We start from the raw sequence: 15,250 nt of genomic DNA on the forward strand, positions 1-15,250 counted from the left end.
TCTTTACTACCCCTTTATTATGTAGTCTATTTATTACAGCACCTGTGCTGTTTGTGAAGATAGTAAACTGTACCAACCCGCAACGGTTGGACGTTCTGCTAAATCTGCAAAAGTGATTTCTTTCCCTTCGCGACGCCACTTCTCTACTAAACTCATAATTCTGACCGAATCAAGTCCTCTAGTTAATAAGTCCTCATCAATATCAATGCTCTCCACTGATTCACGAAGTAATTGTGCAACTAGTTCATGTACTTCCAATAAAGTAAGTTCATTATCTTTTAAACTTTGTAACTCCGTTAACAAAATGTTTGTTGATGTCGTTACTGCACATCTATTAGATGCATACTCTAACGCGTGTTTATGATGCTCTAGTGAAAAGTCTGCAACTGCATCAGCTATAAAGAACGGCTCTATACCATCCATAAATGCTTCACAAGCTGTTAATAGGCAGCCAATATGCGCATAAATACCGCAAATAATGAGTTGGTCTCTTCCTTGTTCATTTAAAATTTCTAATAGATTTGTCTTTTTAAATGCACTATATCTCCATTTTGTTAGAAATATATCATCCCCATCAGGAGTAAGTTCATCAACAATTTTCTTTTTATCTGGTCCCGCAGGAATACCGTCACCCCAAAAGTCTTGTAATAACCCTCGTTGTTCTAACGTTTGTCCACCTGGTTGTGCTGTATAAACAACTGGTATACCAAGTTCCTTACATTTTTCTCTTATCACCTTAATATTTGAAATGAGTTCTACTTTTGGTGACTCTTTATCGCTATATGCATCGAGAAAATATTCTTGCATGTCATGAATTAGAAGAACCGCACGTTTCGGATTTGGCGTCCAGTTCACTTTATTTTTTGGTAGTTCTGATTCAACTGGCATTTTGTATACTGAAATAGATGGGATAGCCATCTAATCACTTCCTTCCAATTTTTATATTTTTTATCGTTTTACTGTCATAAGTTTTTCAGCAATGACTTTACGTAATTCTTTTTTGCTGACTTTTCCAACACCTGTTTGCGGGAATGATTCAATAAATTCAATTCGGTCTGGAATCTTATACGCTGCTATACCGCGTTCTCTTAAAAATATTTTTAATTCACTTACCGTTGGAGCTTGTCCGCGGGCTATAACAAATGCACAAGTACGTTCTCCTAAATAATCGTCAGGCATAGATACAATTGCTGCATCATGGACTGCATCATGTGCTAATAGATGATTTTCAACTTCTTCCGCAGCAACCTTCTCACCACCACGGTTAATTTGATCTTTATCTCTTCCTTCTACAATGATGTAACCTCGTTCATTTACTTTCACAAGATCACCTGTACGATAAAATCCATCCTTTGTAAATGATCGTGCATTATGCTCTTCTGCTTTATAATAGCCACGAATTGTATATGGCCCTCGCGTTAATAAACGACCTACTTCTCCTGGTTTTACATTGTTATCATTTTCATCAACAACCCTTACTTCATCAAATGTAGACATCGGTCTACCTTGCGTGTGAATAATAACTTCTTCAGAATCATTTAATCTTGTGTAATTTACTAACCCTTCTGCCATACCGAACACTTGTTGTAACGTACAACCAAATGTAGGGCGTATACGTTTTGCAACTTCAGCACTAAACTTAGCACCACCTACTTGAATAACTTCTAGGCTCGAAAAATCGTTATTACGAGTAGATGCAGCATCAAGCCATATCATTGCTAATGGCGGAACGAGAGCAGTAATCGTAACTTTTTCTTTTTCTATAAGTGCAAATGCCTCATCTGGACTACCGCCAGTTGCTAAAACTACTTTTCCACCCGCATAGAAAGTCCCAAATGTCCCAGGAGAACTCATCGGGTAATTATGCGCTACTGGAAGAACGGCCATATAGACGCTATCTGTATTCAAATGACAAATTTCAGCGCTAACACGTAAGCTATAAATATAGTCGTCATGCGTTCTAGGAATTAATTTAGAAAGTCCTGTTGTCCCTCCTGATAATTGGAGAAATGCAACATCACTCGAATGAACTTCTGGTAATGGTACGGAATCTACATACAGATCACTTATGTTTACAAACTCTTCTTCTTCCCCCACTACAATTACATGTTGTAAAGTTGGCACTTTCTCTTTCACTTCTCTTGCTAGTTTTCGATAGTCAAAGCCAAGAGCCTTATCTGAAATAACGTACGCACTCGCCTCACCAAACTCACAAAAATAACTAATTTCACTGCTTCGATGTGAAGGTAGTGCAAAAACAGGAAGTGCTCCAATTCGAAATAGCGCAAAGCATATTTCGAAAAACTCGATAATGTTAGGTAATTGGATTACAACTCGATCTTCTTTCTTTATTCCTAAATTCAGTAAACCTGAAGCTAAGCGATCTACTTTTTTATCAAGCTCACTATACGTTATATGCGTATTACCGCTTACAACTGCAATTTGATCTCCATATTTTTCAGCACGCCCTCTTAACACTCCGCCAAATGTTTCACCAATCCAACACCCTTCCTCTCGGTAACGATCGGCAAATTCTTTTGGCCATTCCGTATATCCTGCTAACATTCTTTCTTCCCCCTATTTTTCATTAAGTGAACTATCTCCTAGTCCTAAAGCCTTCAGCATCGTTTGGAACTTAGCTGATGTTTCAGCTAACTCATCTTCTGGTTTTGACTCAGCAACAACTCCAGCGCCTGCATATAAACGAAGTGTATTTTCTTGTACTTCAGCACAACGAATTGTAACAATCCATTCACCATCTCCATTTAAATCGCTCCACCCTAGCATTCCTGTAAAGAATTCACGGTCAAATGGCTCAATTTCTTGAATAACCTCCCTCGCTTCTTCCATCGGCGTTCCGCAAACTGCTGGCGTAGGATGAAGAGCAATTGCTAATTCTAAAGAAGTAGTATTTAGATCTTTTAGTTCACCTTTCACTTCAGTAGACAAATGCCACATCGTTTCACTATGAATAACGGATGGTTTTTCTGGAACATGTAATGTATGACAGTATGGACGAAGCGCAGCAGCAACCGCTTCCACTACTACCGCATGTTCATGTAAATCTTTTGGAGAAGCAAGTAATTCTTCTGCTCTTCTTTTATCTTCCACTGGATCATCACTACGAGGTCTTGAACCAGCTAACGGATTAGAAATAACTTGCATACCATTACGTGAAACGAGTAATTCAGGGCTTGCTCCAATTAACGTCTTACTATTCTCATTTTCATCTTTCGGTAAATTCACAGCAAATGTATAACCGTGCTTATTACGCTCTGCTAATTCTCGAAGAAGTTTTTGCTTATCAATCTTTTCGGAAGATTTAACATCTAACGATCTAGATATAACGATTTTATTTAAATCGCCGTCCTGTATTTTTTTAATTCCTTGCTTCACACCATTCATATACACCTCAGGATCTGGTACAGGCGTCAGTTTAAATGTCAGTTTTTCATTTTGTTTCATCTCATTTGTTGCCTCTAACTGTAATTTCTTAGCAATTCTACTATGTTCTGGTACGATAAGTTGAACTTCTTTTCTGCGATCAAATGGCAAAGCACCAACAACAATAGGATGTGGATTTCCAGCTTGTTTCGCATTACATAATACGGCTTGCACAAGCTCTGGGAAACTTTCAATTTCACGATGCTTTACTGTAGTAAACTCTCCTTCTGTCAATATCGTTCGATTTGGTGAAGTGAAAAAGAATGAAGATTCAGTCTTATAATCTTCTAATAATTTTTCTGACAGTTCCTTTACAGCCGTAAATTCATTCATAGTATAGTATCCCCCTAAATTTTTTTTTAAACTCCTAATGTTGCTCCGCCATCAACACATAAATTGTGCATAGTAATATGACTCGCTTTATCTGAAGCTAAAAACAATACTGCTTCAGCAACTTCCGAAGGCTGTGCAATTTTTTGTAACGGTATACCGAGTCTATATGTACTTTGAGAGCCAGCAATTATATTTTTTGCTCCATTCTCATCAGCCCATAGTAATTTTTGCATTTCAGTTTCAGTAGAACCTGGTGATACTAAATTACAGCGAATATTGTATGCTGCAAGTTCTAATCCTAAACACTTCATAAACATCGTCGTTGCAGCTTTTGATGCAGCATACGCTGCCATTTCCATTCTTGGAGTACTTGCTGCATTTGAACCAACTGTAACAATTGTCCCTGACTTTCTTTGCATCATATGTTTACTTACTGCTCGGGACATAAAGAAAACTCCTGTAGAATTTACAGAGAATGTTTTATTCCAATCTTCATCACTTAAAGAATGAATCGCTCCCATACGTAAAATCCCTGCGACATTTACTAAAATATCTATCGGTGCGATGTCATTTTCAATACGGTTTACTATCTCTTCAACAGCTGTGCTATTACTCACATCTAATTGAAACGTTTTAATACGTGGTTCATTTAATTCATTTTGATTTAGGAGTACGTTTAACCCCTCTTCATTTTGATCCACCGCAATAACTGTAGATCCTCTTTCTAAAAACATTTTGGTAACAACACTGCCTATGCCTTGGGCAGCACCTGTTACTAAAACGAGTTTCCCATCAAATTCCCCTAAGTTCATTTTCTCTATCCTTTCATTTGAAAATTAATCTAGTGAAACAACATCAATGATAATGATTTTCATTATCATTGATGTTGTAAAAAATAATACACTTACTAAACTAATTGGTCAAGTGTACTTTTCATCAAAACCGAACTAACTGATAATGTTTTTCATTTATAACTGTTACACCGAAATGATAATGTTTCTCAATATACTTGTCAATCTTTTTTTATTTTTCAGATAAAACTTTTTAATGCTTCTTAATAAAATCATATCTAAACACATTAAAAGTACTTACTTTATAAACAGAATTCAAAACCCTCTTTGTAATATTGTCGATGATAAACTGTAGATATCTTTATTTACAATGCTTTACCAAAAACACGAGTATATATTTTCTCAATATTTTTCTGAAAATATATCTTGTAAATACAATTGAATATCTTCTTTAGCATTTAGGATTTAATTAATGTTTCAAATATGATGTACCAGTTTATTATATTCCAATATAATCCAAACGAATACTTTACTCTCTTTTCTCTCAAGAAAATGCCAAAGGTTAAATAGTCTCGTTAAAGTAATTCATAAAAAAAGCACCCTATTTAACAGGATGCTTTTTCATAATCATAGTGTTATAGAAGATTTAAATCCTTACGCTACGCTGCGATACTCTTCCTCTTGTTCTTTTTTCTGATTAGGTGCTTGAATTAAAATTGCGATAATAAATGACACGACACATAATACGCCGATCACCATGAAAGTTGGTTTGAATCCACCTAGAAGTGCACCGATAAAGGAACCTGCAAGTGCTCCAAATCCAAATCCTTGATACACAATTCCGTAGTTCTTACTATGATTTTTCATACCGAAGAAATCACCAACAATAGCTGGGAAAATCGTGATATTTCCCCCAAAGCAAAACGCTACACTTGCAACACATACGAAGTAGATACCATAATTTAAATCTACGAAACTTAGAACCAAGACTGAAGACGCCATAGCAACAAAAGTACCAGTAACAATTTTTAAACGGCCGATTTTATCTGATAACGGTCCAAGAATAATACGACCTAATGTATTGAAAATTGCAACCATAGCCACTGCATTAGCTGCTGTCGCTGCGTTAAGCCCTACAAGTTGAACACCGATGTCTTTTACCATACCAATTAAATATAAACCACTCATACATGATGTAAATAACATAATAAATAATAAGTATACTTGTTTTGTACCTAGCATTTCTTTTGTTGTATAGTCCTTACTGTTTGTTTCACTCACTGCACCTTTATCTGCAGCCTGATGAATTAAGCAAGCACCAAGTACTATCATACCTGTAACAATTAAGCCCCAGTATATAAACGCTTGCGATACACCAACTGTATCAATTAACTTTGCATTTATGTATTTGAAAATTAAGCTACCTGTACCATATGCAGCTACAGATATACCAGAGATTAAACCTTTACGCTCTGGGAACCACTTAATTAAATTAGATAGTGAAGTAATATAAGCTGTACCATCTGCGTAACCTACAACAACTCCTGCTAATACATAAAGTAATATTAGTGAGGACGCTTGTGAGCTAAGCACTAACCCCATTCCTAATGCTAGTCCAGCTATCATAATAAGTTTACGAAGGCCCCATTTTTCTTGCAATTTACTCGCAAACAAAGTTGAAAACGCTAAAGAAAGACTAGTAATTGAGAAAGTAATAGCAACTGCGTTAAGACTCCAACCGTATTTACTTACTAAAGGCTGATTGAATAAGCTCCATGTATATATCGTTCCAAGCCCCATTTGTACAATGACTGTGCCAAGGACAACAAGCCATGGATTTACATTTGATTTTTTCATATGATCCCGCCTCCTCTTTCTATTTCAATGCCATACGCCAAATTTGCTTTTTTAATGTTCATTTTGACCACCTCATTTGATTTAACACCTTCATTGTATAAAATGTTTCCCTTTATGTAAGCACTTACAAGCTAGAGCGTCAAAAACATGGAATCAGTTACAGAAAACGAATGACGAAATACAACAAAATGCTTTTTAAATACGTAATAGTTATTTATATTGTTTTGTATAAGTTCGATTTACATGTGTTTTTGAACCCCTTTTTAAATAGTGAAACAATAAAACCGTCTCTTTAATAATTTATTAAAGAGACGGTTTTATTAGGTCAATTCATAAGCCTGACTTTCTTTATACGTTTATAATTGTTTCTTCAAATGTAACAATTGGCTCTACAAATTCCATCATAATGAAAGCATTTTTAATACGTCTTGTTAAAACTTCTTTTAATTCTGTACACATTTCTTCTGTAAGTGATTTTACAAATACAAAATTGTGACAATAAATCACACTCTTCTCTTTACTTAAAGGATTTAAAAACATTCCCTCTTTTGTAACGAAAGCGTTAGAATGCCCTGCTAAAGTTGAAAGCAACGTCTCTAAAATTTTTATTTCTCTTTTTGAAAACGATTCTTCACAAACTACTTTAATATTCATTTCTGTTATCATTTATATATTCCCCCAACCATTTTTTCACAAGGGGATACTATAATACTATTAAATTCTCACCAGACTCCCCTTGTCGTTCAAAAAATTCACCAGAAAACTAAGTTGACGAACTTGTTTTTTCTCTTTATTCATATAAATCTCTCCTTTCGTATATATTACTTCTTCATTTGTAATTGATTACCTTTTTATATTAAAGTTTTTCTATGTTTTTAATTGGAATTTGACCGAAATGAGATTTTATTCCTAAACGTATATTTTTTCTTGCGCTCCTACAAAAAACTTTACTTATCTACTTTACGTTTTTGGCTACATAGTATCTGTCTTTTGAATAATTTATTTAGCTGCAGTATTTACATAGAAACATTTTTTCGCTAATGCTGAAACAATTTACATTGCATATAATAAACGTAAATAAAATATAACTTTTAATATAGGAGTACTCTATACTATTTTATTAGACAAGAAATATTTTATTGATAAACAAAACTAAATATTCACTAATATATCTATCCGTGGTTTAATATATATAATAAAAAAATATTTCTGTCTTTTATGAGGAGGTACTATGAAAGCAAACGTAGGGGATACTATACTTTTTCAACGAAATAATTTAAAGATTACAGGATCTGTACTAAAACTATATACTGAATCGGTCTTAGTTGAAATTACAAATGTAAGCGGTGGTACTTTTGAATTTGATCGAACAATTGTAAATCATAAAAACTATAAAATTTTAAATGCAAGTACATAAAACAATATAAAATAGCCCCTGCCTAGCAGCAGAGGCTATTTTATATTGTTTTACTTCATTAATTTATATATCCTAAAACACTAACAATCTTGCTCGCTTTTAAGTTATTAATGTGATAATAAATTTCTAAACCCCTTCTCTCTGCACGTAACACTTTACCTTTCATTTTTGATAAATGTTGCGAAACAGTCGATTGTGGAATATTTAGCAATTCTGTTAATTGTGTTACGTTACACGTTTTTCTTGTGCTTAATTCATTTACAATTTGTAATCGGATTGGATGCGCCATAATTTTTAAAATATCTACATCTTCTTCTGAAACTAAAGTTTTCTTCATCTCACTCGTATATGTTGTCATAAGACATTCCCCTTTTATATGAATTCCTTTTTATTAAGAACCATTTCCAAAACTAAAAATTCCTAATCAAGACCTTTATATAAAAATAATAGGATTTTCAATTTTCAAAAATAGAACTTACTATTATTCACTTTATTTATTTGGTACATATACATAATACAATTTTAATATGTGCTGTATGTGAAGTTTACATAAATTTATAATGAAGATTTGTTAAACCACTTATATCCTAAATTGATACTCCACCTATTAAACTATCCAGTGATTTTAACATATTTTAGGCGTTTGTATATACTATTTACAAAACAATTATGTAAAGGAGGATTTCATATGCCTACAGCGTTACAAGAACAAGTAGAAGAAGCACGTGAGACATATGTCAGTCGGATCATTTTAGTTGGTGGATCAACTTTATTTTTAGCTGGTGGTGTTATATCGGCAATTGCAGCTTTTAAGGCTTATAACCGTTTGGCAAATACGCCGCCATCTTCTGATAATTCATAAACATTTAGCAAAACAAAACGTCGCCTCAATTGAAGAGACGACGTTTTGTTAATTATACAAACTACACTAAAAGTATCAAATGGGATCCTACTCTGTTTCCAGAACTTACTTCACCACAAACCTAGTCTCACTACACCCATCCTTCTGCTTCGTTACTTCTAATACAGCTGGCATTGCGTTTTTCAGCTCTTGTACGTGCGAAATGACACCGATAAATCGGCCTGATTTTTGTAAGTCAATTAAGGCGTCAACTGCTTTCGTTAATGACTCCTCATCTAATGAACCGAATCCTTCGTCGATAAACATCGTTTCGATGGAAATACCGCCTTCATACGCCTGAATGACGTCTGCCATTCCAAGCGCTAAGCAAAGCGATGCGTTAAATTTCTCACCGCCAGATAATGTTTTTACATCGCGTGTTTGACCGGTGTATGCGTCGTATACGAAAATGGCTATTCAAAAGGCTTTTTAGGAGGTATTTAGTAAGGATATTCGTACAAAGTGTGACCGATAGAACGATAAAACTTATATTATAAACCGTTACAAATCAAGAGATTATAACGTCCATTACGTAGGGATTTTTCCTACGTTTTTTTATTTTAGTCGTTAAAGTCAAATCTGTATAATGTCTAAATAATATTGGTTAGTTCCTCCACCTTTGTAAAGAGTGGAGTTCAGAAATTGGACGTGCGTCGTGAGAGTTTGGCTTACAATGTATAACTACCCATTTTCTTAATTATTTTGGGTCTGGAACGCTCGCTAGGTCATTACCATATTTATCAAACAATTCTTTAGATTTATATCTTAATTCTAATCCTTCTTTCATTTTATCTGAATTTGTTTCATTGACTGCTTGCAATATTTTTATCCCACTATCCATCATTACTTCATAACTTTTTATTAATGTTTCATGATGTTGTTTATATGCATCTGGAATATGTTGTTGTGGGTATGTTTTTAATGTACCATAATCATTTCCAATTGCTTTGTATCCATTTATTATAGCATCTTTCCACTTACTATCCCCAAACAACGCTGGATTTGATTCTGCTTGATTTAGTAACTTTTGAATAATATCATTTGCCATTGCAGTCTTATCCATAATGATAATAATATTATCAACATATTTTTTTCTCTTCTCTTTCTCCTCTTCAACTGAACTAACTTTTGGTTCTTCTTTAACTTGTTCAACTTTAGTTTCTTCTACTTTTGATTCTTCATTTTTAGTTTCTTCTTTGACTGTATCTGTCTTTGACGAACATCCAGCCACTAATGCCACTATCAATAACGTAACTCCCCATTTTTTCAACATATATATATCCCCTTTTTTAAAATTCTCACTGCAACTAGTAAAGTATCATATTTTACCATATATATATAAACTTCATATTATGTAATATTTTTCATTCTTCTTTAAAATTCATTTAAAGCATTCTTTTTATTGTGTGAAGGAAATCTCATTGTACCGTGACATCCCTCATCCCCTTGTGCCTTCCTATTCAATACTACCTGAGATTTATTTATCACCCGTAATATTTCCCATTCTTCTTTTTCATACTTTATAGACACGAGACGTTATAAGATTAAATATTTCAAATATAAACTTCATTATATACACCATTTAAATGTTTGAGCAAATTGAGAATGACGTTTTTAGGTATAAAATAAACCTCTGCGTAAACAGAGCTTTATTTTAACAACTATATATTTATTTAATACTTTCTCTTATATGTATCATTGTTTACTTGGAGTAATCACCAATGTAAACCATGGAGCAGAATCCCCTCCTGGACTAAGCTCGTATCGTATATCATGCTTTATTATAGAGTGTTTTTCTCTATTCGTAATATAACTATTAAAGTTTAACTCATTTGTAATCAAATGTTGTACATCTTCTTCTGATAGCTTAGGATCATTTATTCTGATAATGTGCTGAATCAGTTCTTGATATTGTCCTATCGTTATCTCATTTATTTGACTACCAGGCTTAATCCCTATTAAAAATGGCATCGTAATATTATTGTCTTTATCTACACCTGCAGAAATCCCCATCCCATTCCAACTAGCAGTATATAGACTTTTATCTTTCGATATTAATGTAACTTCAGAGTCTACGATTGCAATTTTGCCATCTGACATTTCATTCAGTTTATCCTCGAATTGCTCTTTTGTTACTCCATTAGTTCTACCAAAAAAGAAGTACCCAATTATTAATAACCCTGCAATCACCAATATCCACATCTTATTCTTGAGTGCAAACTCTTTTAAATCCATAGAACTCCCCCATTATCTTATAATTCTATATTCTAATATGATTATATCACTCAGTTTTATAAAATAGTTGAATGATATTTCAACAAAAAAAGAACCAATAAACAGTAGGTTCTTACCAAACTTCTAATATCGGAGCATTCACTACACTTCCATTGTTTCTTTTTTCGTTAGGCTATATATAAAAAAACAAGAAGTGCAGTGTTCTAACTGTAACTACATGCGTAGAATGGAGATAAACAAAAAACATCCTAACTACTAAGCTCCATAGCCGTTGATAAGATATTTATTTCCATTTCCAGTTTACCCAATTAATTTTATCTACACATAAATTCTCAGTGGTCCATTTTAAATACGTTAGAAAGTTGTCGCAGGATTCAAAGTCTCCAGTTAGGCAACCACTAGTGAATTGATGACAATTATCGAATACTAAATTGTAATCTCTTGATTTGCCAACACTATTTAACGCTCTATGATAAGCAGATTCAAAAGAGATCGGCATACAAAAAGTTTTGTCTAGTGGTATTACTATCTCTTTGAGTGTTGATGTCACATTGCTAGTAAACTCATATAGGTTTACTTTTTCAATTTGACCTTTTCCATTTAACTGAACAGCTTCATTGTTCCCCACGTATATACCTGAATGTTCCATTGTCCCAAATCCTAAGTCACAGTATATTGGAGAACCCAAACCTGGCTCTAGCTTTGTTCGAGGCTTCATAATGAATTTAGGGGGAATACCTGTTTGAAATGGAGAAATAATATCATACTCTAGATTACTAGTACTAAGTTCCTTCTGGAATTTTCTTTGTTCGATGGCTTCTTTCGCTGAATATGTAACATCTGCTATTTTGTCTTTTGCGTCACTTACCGCCCATCCTACCTTGCTGTATCTTACTGCATCTTTTGTTTCTGTGATTTTACATCCTAACTTTGAATTTTGTACATTATATAGAAAATCTCTAAATCCCATTTTTAAATTCTCCTTTTATTAATTGTCACATTAATCTATTCAAAGTAATTAGCTTATAAATAATATAGAAGACTACATTTACAGTATATGTTAAATTTAAAATACATTCAATTATTTATATGTTACATTTAAATTGATACCATTTACTTTTTATTTTAAGGATCTATTTTCATATTATAAAGTAATATCTACGGCATCTAAAAATACTATTGAAATGGGGGTTGTATTAAATGAATAATAGACTTACTAATGAAGATGCATACGAAAGAAGAGAAATGAACACAAGGAGAAAGATTAATTTCACATTCAAATGTCCAACATGTGGTGGAAAAGTAAATATCCAAACTCACAAATACTTTTACCTTGTGAATGAATATCTAACTAATCAATTTGATTCAAGTCGATACTGCTCTAAAGAGTGTGTATTTAAGTTTTTAGAAGATAAAAATGTAAATGTGGAGGAAGCCGTTAAAGAACACAACCGACTGATGGATCTATTAGACGAATTAGATAAAAAATAATAAATTCAACAGAAGTGTAAACAACTTAATGGACCAGTTCTACTTTGATAGTGAATTTATGTTAGCATAAAAAACAAAAATACTAAACATTCAGAATTATAAAAATAAAAGGGGGGATTCATATTATTTATTCAATCTATATCATGGTACAATATATTAATTAATTGAAATGATTTCCAAAAAGTAATACATAATGAAAACCACGAAACTCGTATCATTAGCAATACCTATTCTATTATTAGTAGGTTGTGGAGTAGGAGAAAAAGATTCTATCCCTAAGACTGAGGAAACTAGTAAAGCTATGTTGAAAACAGGAACATCTGAAAAACAGTATCCGTATTATATTTGTGAGCAACTGGTAGAATTTCAATTCAAGAAGGATGAATTATTGTTAAAACTAGGAGAAGCTCCAAAGGATAATAAGAAATATAAAGATGTATTTAAAACAGCAAACGATATGGATGAAGCCTTAGATCGTATGGAGAACATAAGAGTACTTGATAAATACAAAGACATTCATAAACTCGTAACATTCGCTTTACCAATTATGTTAATGGCAGGGTGGACTTTAAACACCTATGGTCTTACACATTTAGAATTTCAAAAAGTGAACAAAGCATATTAATCAAGTAAACTAACAATATAACAAGGAGATCATTACATGAGTTATGATACTATAGCATCGCTACAACGCATGAACAACCAACTTTTTATTAAAAATAAACCTTTTAACAAACAACAATTTGAACCTATAAGCAATCATTTAAATCGTCCTGAAGGTGGACTTTGGACTGCAGATTATAGTGTAGCAGATGGATCTAAATGGTTGCTATCTGGGCATGTAGATTTTGAATACAGTAATCCTTTAGGATTTGTATTTAACATCAAACCCGAAGCGAATATTTTAACCTTAAATACAGTAAAAGATGCGTTAGAAATTCTTCCGTCTTATTTAATTTCTACATTTGTTCAAGCCCCTACAAATCTCCACGGAAAAGAAATTGCTATAGGGATTTATAAAATTGATTTTGAAAACATGTCTCAAACATATGATGCAATTAGTGTTTCGGATGAAGTTGCAAATGGTGATATTCAATATAACGGAAAATTTTCTCCTTTTGCTGACTGGGGAATTGCTTCAACCCTATGGTTTAATACAAATCACTTGGAACAAATAGATGAACTTTCTACCGAAAAACTAAAAGAGCTACTTATGAACGCTCAAGTATAATAAATACTTGATATATTTTTTAAATTTAAGAGGCATCTTCATAAAGGTTGTACGCTCTATATTTAAAGGTTTTCGTTTAATAGGTTTAATTGTTAAACCTATATTAAAAGCATTATCTAAAAGTAAATTCTAAGTTTAATAGCAACAAAAAAGGCCGTTCAATAGGACGGCTTTTACTTATTTTAATTTTTTTCGTTCTTCAAATTTTTATTCCCCTTTGAAAATGAGTGAGATTTTTAGTATACGTTAAATAGTAAATCAGTAAAAAATTCTCCCATCTCTTTATCATTTTTTGAAAATACATCATGTTTTGCAACAAGTAGTTGCCTTAAAATATCATCTAACTTTTTGGAAATCTCAATTAAACTACCTTCTTCACCTTTCAGGTGTTGGCCATGAACTAACAGAGAACGATAATCATAAGCTTTTTTTATAAGTTTAAAATACTCCTTCTTTGATTCACTTGATGTACCTAACATCAAGCCAACACGTTCTGCTATTTTATGGTTAACTTCAGATGTTCCAATTGTAAATAAACATTCTAATGCATTGCAATAAGATACTATTTTCATTGGTAAAATACAGCTGGTTCTTGCCATAAGGGTAAAATAATATGCTCTATCTATCCGATTTGATCCTTTACTCTTGAATAGATGATCCGCATCAGGATACTTACCTCCAAAATGTCTATCTTCATACTCATCTATTGCAAAAGGGGTAAACTCACGAGCTACCGATTGAATTTCACTTTTTGAAAAAGATGATTCCTTGTGTTCACACGTAGAATAATAACATATTTCTGATAGCGATGCTTTATAAGTAAAACCGTCTTCGAACTTATCATAATATGCCAGTAGAAAGCCATCTCTGACATAAATATTGTTATCTTTGATTTTCCATAATTCATAAATAAAACTTTGGGCAAGTCTTAGATAATAATAAGTGTACTTTGCTCCTATTTCATCCATTTGTTCTTTGTTCTTGATAGAGTCCATTTCTCCATCTATGTATAAATATGTTGCATCATCAAATTCCCATATGGAATGAATTCCAAGAGTATCTTTCATTAATTGTGTATTTGTTATTTTTAATCTCTCTTCTGGACCATTTGTAATTCTTGCTCCTGGGAAAATACCTATTCCTCTATTAAGTACAGTATCTAGCTTCAACTTGTAAAATGGTGTAATAAATCTAAACTTCATAATAGTTCCCCCTTCAACGAATAAGAGTAGAGTTTATTGTATAATTTATATTATTTTAACATATAGATGGTACATCGTAGCTATTAAAATATTCATTTTGTTATTTAATAAACAGATATACAATCCAACTTAAATGATAGTTTGGTGTATTGTAATACGTGATTTATTCAATTTTCGGGAACTAATTAAATAAATTCGTCTAATCTCTTTACACTATCAATCCAATCACACTTTATTGTCCAAACCTCCCTCCTACTCTTCACATAGCATATACTAAAAAGGAGGTACGTGATTTTTATGTAAAACTATTATTACGACCGTTCGCATAAGTGCTATCGGAAGAAGCAT

General features: G+C 32.9%; 15 protein-coding genes and 2 pseudogenes. 5 read left to right on the forward strand and 12 right to left on the reverse strand.

Going from position 1 to position 15,250, the window contains the following annotated elements:
* Positions 1–33 precede the first annotated feature (33 nt).
* The 6 genes from EUC40_RS14655 to EUC40_RS14680 form a co-directional block, all read right to left on the reverse strand.
* Complete coding sequence (locus tag EUC40_RS14655) at positions 34–918, reverse strand: isochorismatase family protein (protein WP_156575807.1); 885 nt, start codon at positions 916–918, stop codon at positions 34–36.
* Positions 919–948: 30 nt separating this feature from the next.
* On the reverse strand, positions 949–2,565 hold the full coding sequence (locus EUC40_RS14660; RefSeq protein ID WP_156575808.1) for a (2,3-dihydroxybenzoyl)adenylate synthase: 1,617 nt from the start codon (positions 2,563–2,565) through the stop codon (positions 949–951).
* A gap of 12 nt (positions 2,566–2,577) precedes the next feature.
* Positions 2,578–3,777: an isochorismate synthase DhbC gene (dhbC, locus tag EUC40_RS14665; protein ID WP_156575809.1), complete on the reverse strand. Its 1,200-nt coding sequence runs from the start codon at positions 3,775–3,777 to the stop codon at positions 2,578–2,580.
* Positions 3,778–3,803: 26 nt separating this feature from the next.
* Positions 3,804–4,589, reverse strand: a complete 786-nt coding sequence (locus tag EUC40_RS14670) for a 2,3-dihydro-2,3-dihydroxybenzoate dehydrogenase (RefSeq protein ID WP_156575810.1) — start codon at positions 4,587–4,589, stop codon at positions 3,804–3,806.
* 633 nt (positions 4,590–5,222) lie between these two features.
* The gene (locus tag EUC40_RS14675; protein ID WP_071709578.1) at positions 5,223–6,425 is read right to left on the reverse strand and encodes an L-lactate MFS transporter; all 1,203 of its coding nucleotides are present in this window, start codon (positions 6,423–6,425) and stop codon (positions 5,223–5,225) included.
* Between the two features lie 348 nt (positions 6,426–6,773).
* Positions 6,774–7,091, reverse strand: coding sequence for a hypothetical protein (locus EUC40_RS14680; RefSeq protein ID WP_071709576.1), 318 nt, complete (start codon positions 7,089–7,091; stop codon positions 6,774–6,776).
* A 565-nt stretch (positions 7,092–7,656) separates the two neighbouring features.
* On the opposite strand from EUC40_RS14680, the gene EUC40_RS14685 reads away from it, so the two are divergent.
* The gene (locus EUC40_RS14685; protein WP_000646790.1) at positions 7,657–7,842 is read left to right on the forward strand and encodes a YkvS family protein; all 186 of its coding nucleotides are present in this window, start codon (positions 7,657–7,659) and stop codon (positions 7,840–7,842) included.
* Between the two features lie 58 nt (positions 7,843–7,900).
* On the opposite strand, the gene EUC40_RS14690 is transcribed toward EUC40_RS14685, so the two are convergent.
* Complete coding sequence (locus EUC40_RS14690; RefSeq protein ID WP_000214795.1) at positions 7,901–8,200, reverse strand: ArsR/SmtB family transcription factor; 300 nt, start codon at positions 8,198–8,200, stop codon at positions 7,901–7,903.
* A 330-nt stretch (positions 8,201–8,530) separates the two neighbouring features.
* On the opposite strand from EUC40_RS14690, the gene EUC40_RS26990 reads away from it, so the two are divergent.
* A complete protein-coding gene (locus EUC40_RS26990) occupies positions 8,531–8,704 on the forward strand; it encodes a hypothetical protein (protein ID WP_001141670.1) in 174 nt (57 codons plus the stop codon).
* A gap of 105 nt (positions 8,705–8,809) precedes the next feature.
* On the opposite strand, the pseudogene EUC40_RS14695 reads toward EUC40_RS26990, so the two are convergent.
* From EUC40_RS14695 to EUC40_RS27135, 4 genes and pseudogenes are all read right to left on the reverse strand, one after another.
* A pseudogene (locus EUC40_RS14695) lies at positions 8,810–9,160 on the reverse strand (SbcC/MukB-like Walker B domain-containing protein); the annotation flags it as partial.
* A 280-nt stretch (positions 9,161–9,440) separates the two neighbouring features.
* Positions 9,441–10,016: a hypothetical protein gene (locus EUC40_RS14700; RefSeq protein ID WP_156575811.1), complete on the reverse strand. Its 576-nt coding sequence runs from the start codon at positions 10,014–10,016 to the stop codon at positions 9,441–9,443.
* 422 nt (positions 10,017–10,438) lie between these two features.
* Positions 10,439–10,933: a hypothetical protein gene (locus tag EUC40_RS14705; protein WP_156575812.1), complete on the reverse strand. Its 495-nt coding sequence runs from the start codon at positions 10,931–10,933 to the stop codon at positions 10,439–10,441.
* A 328-nt stretch (positions 10,934–11,261) separates the two neighbouring features.
* The gene (locus EUC40_RS27135; protein ID WP_208814608.1) at positions 11,262–11,948 is read right to left on the reverse strand and encodes a lecithin retinol acyltransferase family protein; all 687 of its coding nucleotides are present in this window, start codon (positions 11,946–11,948) and stop codon (positions 11,262–11,264) included.
* A gap of 230 nt (positions 11,949–12,178) precedes the next feature.
* On the opposite strand from EUC40_RS27135, the gene EUC40_RS14715 reads away from it, so the two are divergent.
* The 3 genes and pseudogenes from EUC40_RS14715 (at position 12,179) to EUC40_RS14725 (ending at position 13,700) form a co-directional block, all read left to right on the forward strand.
* Complete coding sequence (locus EUC40_RS14715; protein ID WP_156575813.1) at positions 12,179–12,469, forward strand: hypothetical protein; 291 nt, start codon at positions 12,179–12,181, stop codon at positions 12,467–12,469.
* Positions 12,470–12,662: 193 nt separating this feature from the next.
* Positions 12,663–12,998: pseudogene (locus EUC40_RS14720) on the forward strand (hypothetical protein); the annotation flags it as partial.
* Between the two features lie 132 nt (positions 12,999–13,130).
* Positions 13,131–13,700 (forward strand): hypothetical protein, encoded by a 570-nt coding sequence (locus EUC40_RS14725; RefSeq protein ID WP_156575814.1) that lies wholly within the window; start codon positions 13,131–13,133, stop codon positions 13,698–13,700.
* Positions 13,701–13,936: 236 nt separating this feature from the next.
* Here EUC40_RS14725 and EUC40_RS14730 read toward each other — a convergent pair whose 3' ends face one another.
* Positions 13,937–14,902, reverse strand: a complete 966-nt coding sequence (locus EUC40_RS14730) for a HEPN domain-containing protein (protein WP_156575815.1) — start codon at positions 14,900–14,902, stop codon at positions 13,937–13,939.
* Positions 14,903–15,250: the final 348 nt, after the last annotated feature.

This window comes from Bacillus luti, assembly GCF_009739945.1.
Classification (GTDB): domain Bacteria; phylum Bacillota; class Bacilli; order Bacillales; family Bacillaceae_G; genus Bacillus_A; species Bacillus_A luti.

Coding starts and splice junctions, on each gene's coding strand:
- EUC40_RS14655 (WP_156575807.1), bottom strand. CDS start 918: ATGGCTATCCCATCTATTTCAGTATACAAAATGCCAGTTGAATCAGAA.
- EUC40_RS14660 (WP_156575808.1), bottom strand. CDS start 2,565: ATGTTAGCAGGATATACGGAATGGCCAAAAGAATTTGCCGATCGTTAC.
- dhbC (WP_156575809.1), bottom strand. CDS start 3,777: ATGAATGAATTTACGGCTGTAAAGGAACTGTCAGAAAAATTATTAGAA.
- EUC40_RS14670 (WP_156575810.1), bottom strand. CDS start 4,589: ATGAACTTAGGGGAATTTGATGGGAAACTCGTTTTAGTAACAGGTGCT.
- EUC40_RS14675 (WP_071709578.1), bottom strand. CDS start 6,425: ATGAAAAAATCAAATGTAAATCCATGGCTTGTTGTCCTTGGCACAGTC.
- EUC40_RS14680 (WP_071709576.1), bottom strand. CDS start 7,091: ATGATAACAGAAATGAATATTAAAGTAGTTTGTGAAGAATCGTTTTCA.
- EUC40_RS14685 (WP_000646790.1), top strand. CDS start 7,657: ATGAAAGCAAACGTAGGGGATACTATACTTTTTCAACGAAATAATTTA.
- EUC40_RS14690 (WP_000214795.1), bottom strand. CDS start 8,200: ATGACAACATATACGAGTGAGATGAAGAAAACTTTAGTTTCAGAAGAA.
- EUC40_RS26990 (WP_001141670.1), top strand. CDS start 8,531: ATGCCTACAGCGTTACAAGAACAAGTAGAAGAAGCACGTGAGACATAT.
- EUC40_RS14700 (WP_156575811.1), bottom strand. CDS start 10,016: ATGTTGAAAAAATGGGGAGTTACGTTATTGATAGTGGCATTAGTGGCT.
- EUC40_RS27135 (WP_208814608.1), bottom strand. CDS start 11,948: ATGGGATTTAGAGATTTTCTATATAATGTACAAAATTCAAAGTTAGGA.
- EUC40_RS14715 (WP_156575813.1), top strand. CDS start 12,179: ATGAATAATAGACTTACTAATGAAGATGCATACGAAAGAAGAGAAATG.
- EUC40_RS14725 (WP_156575814.1), top strand. CDS start 13,131: ATGAGTTATGATACTATAGCATCGCTACAACGCATGAACAACCAACTT.
- EUC40_RS14730 (WP_156575815.1), bottom strand. CDS start 14,902: ATGAAGTTTAGATTTATTACACCATTTTACAAGTTGAAGCTAGATACT.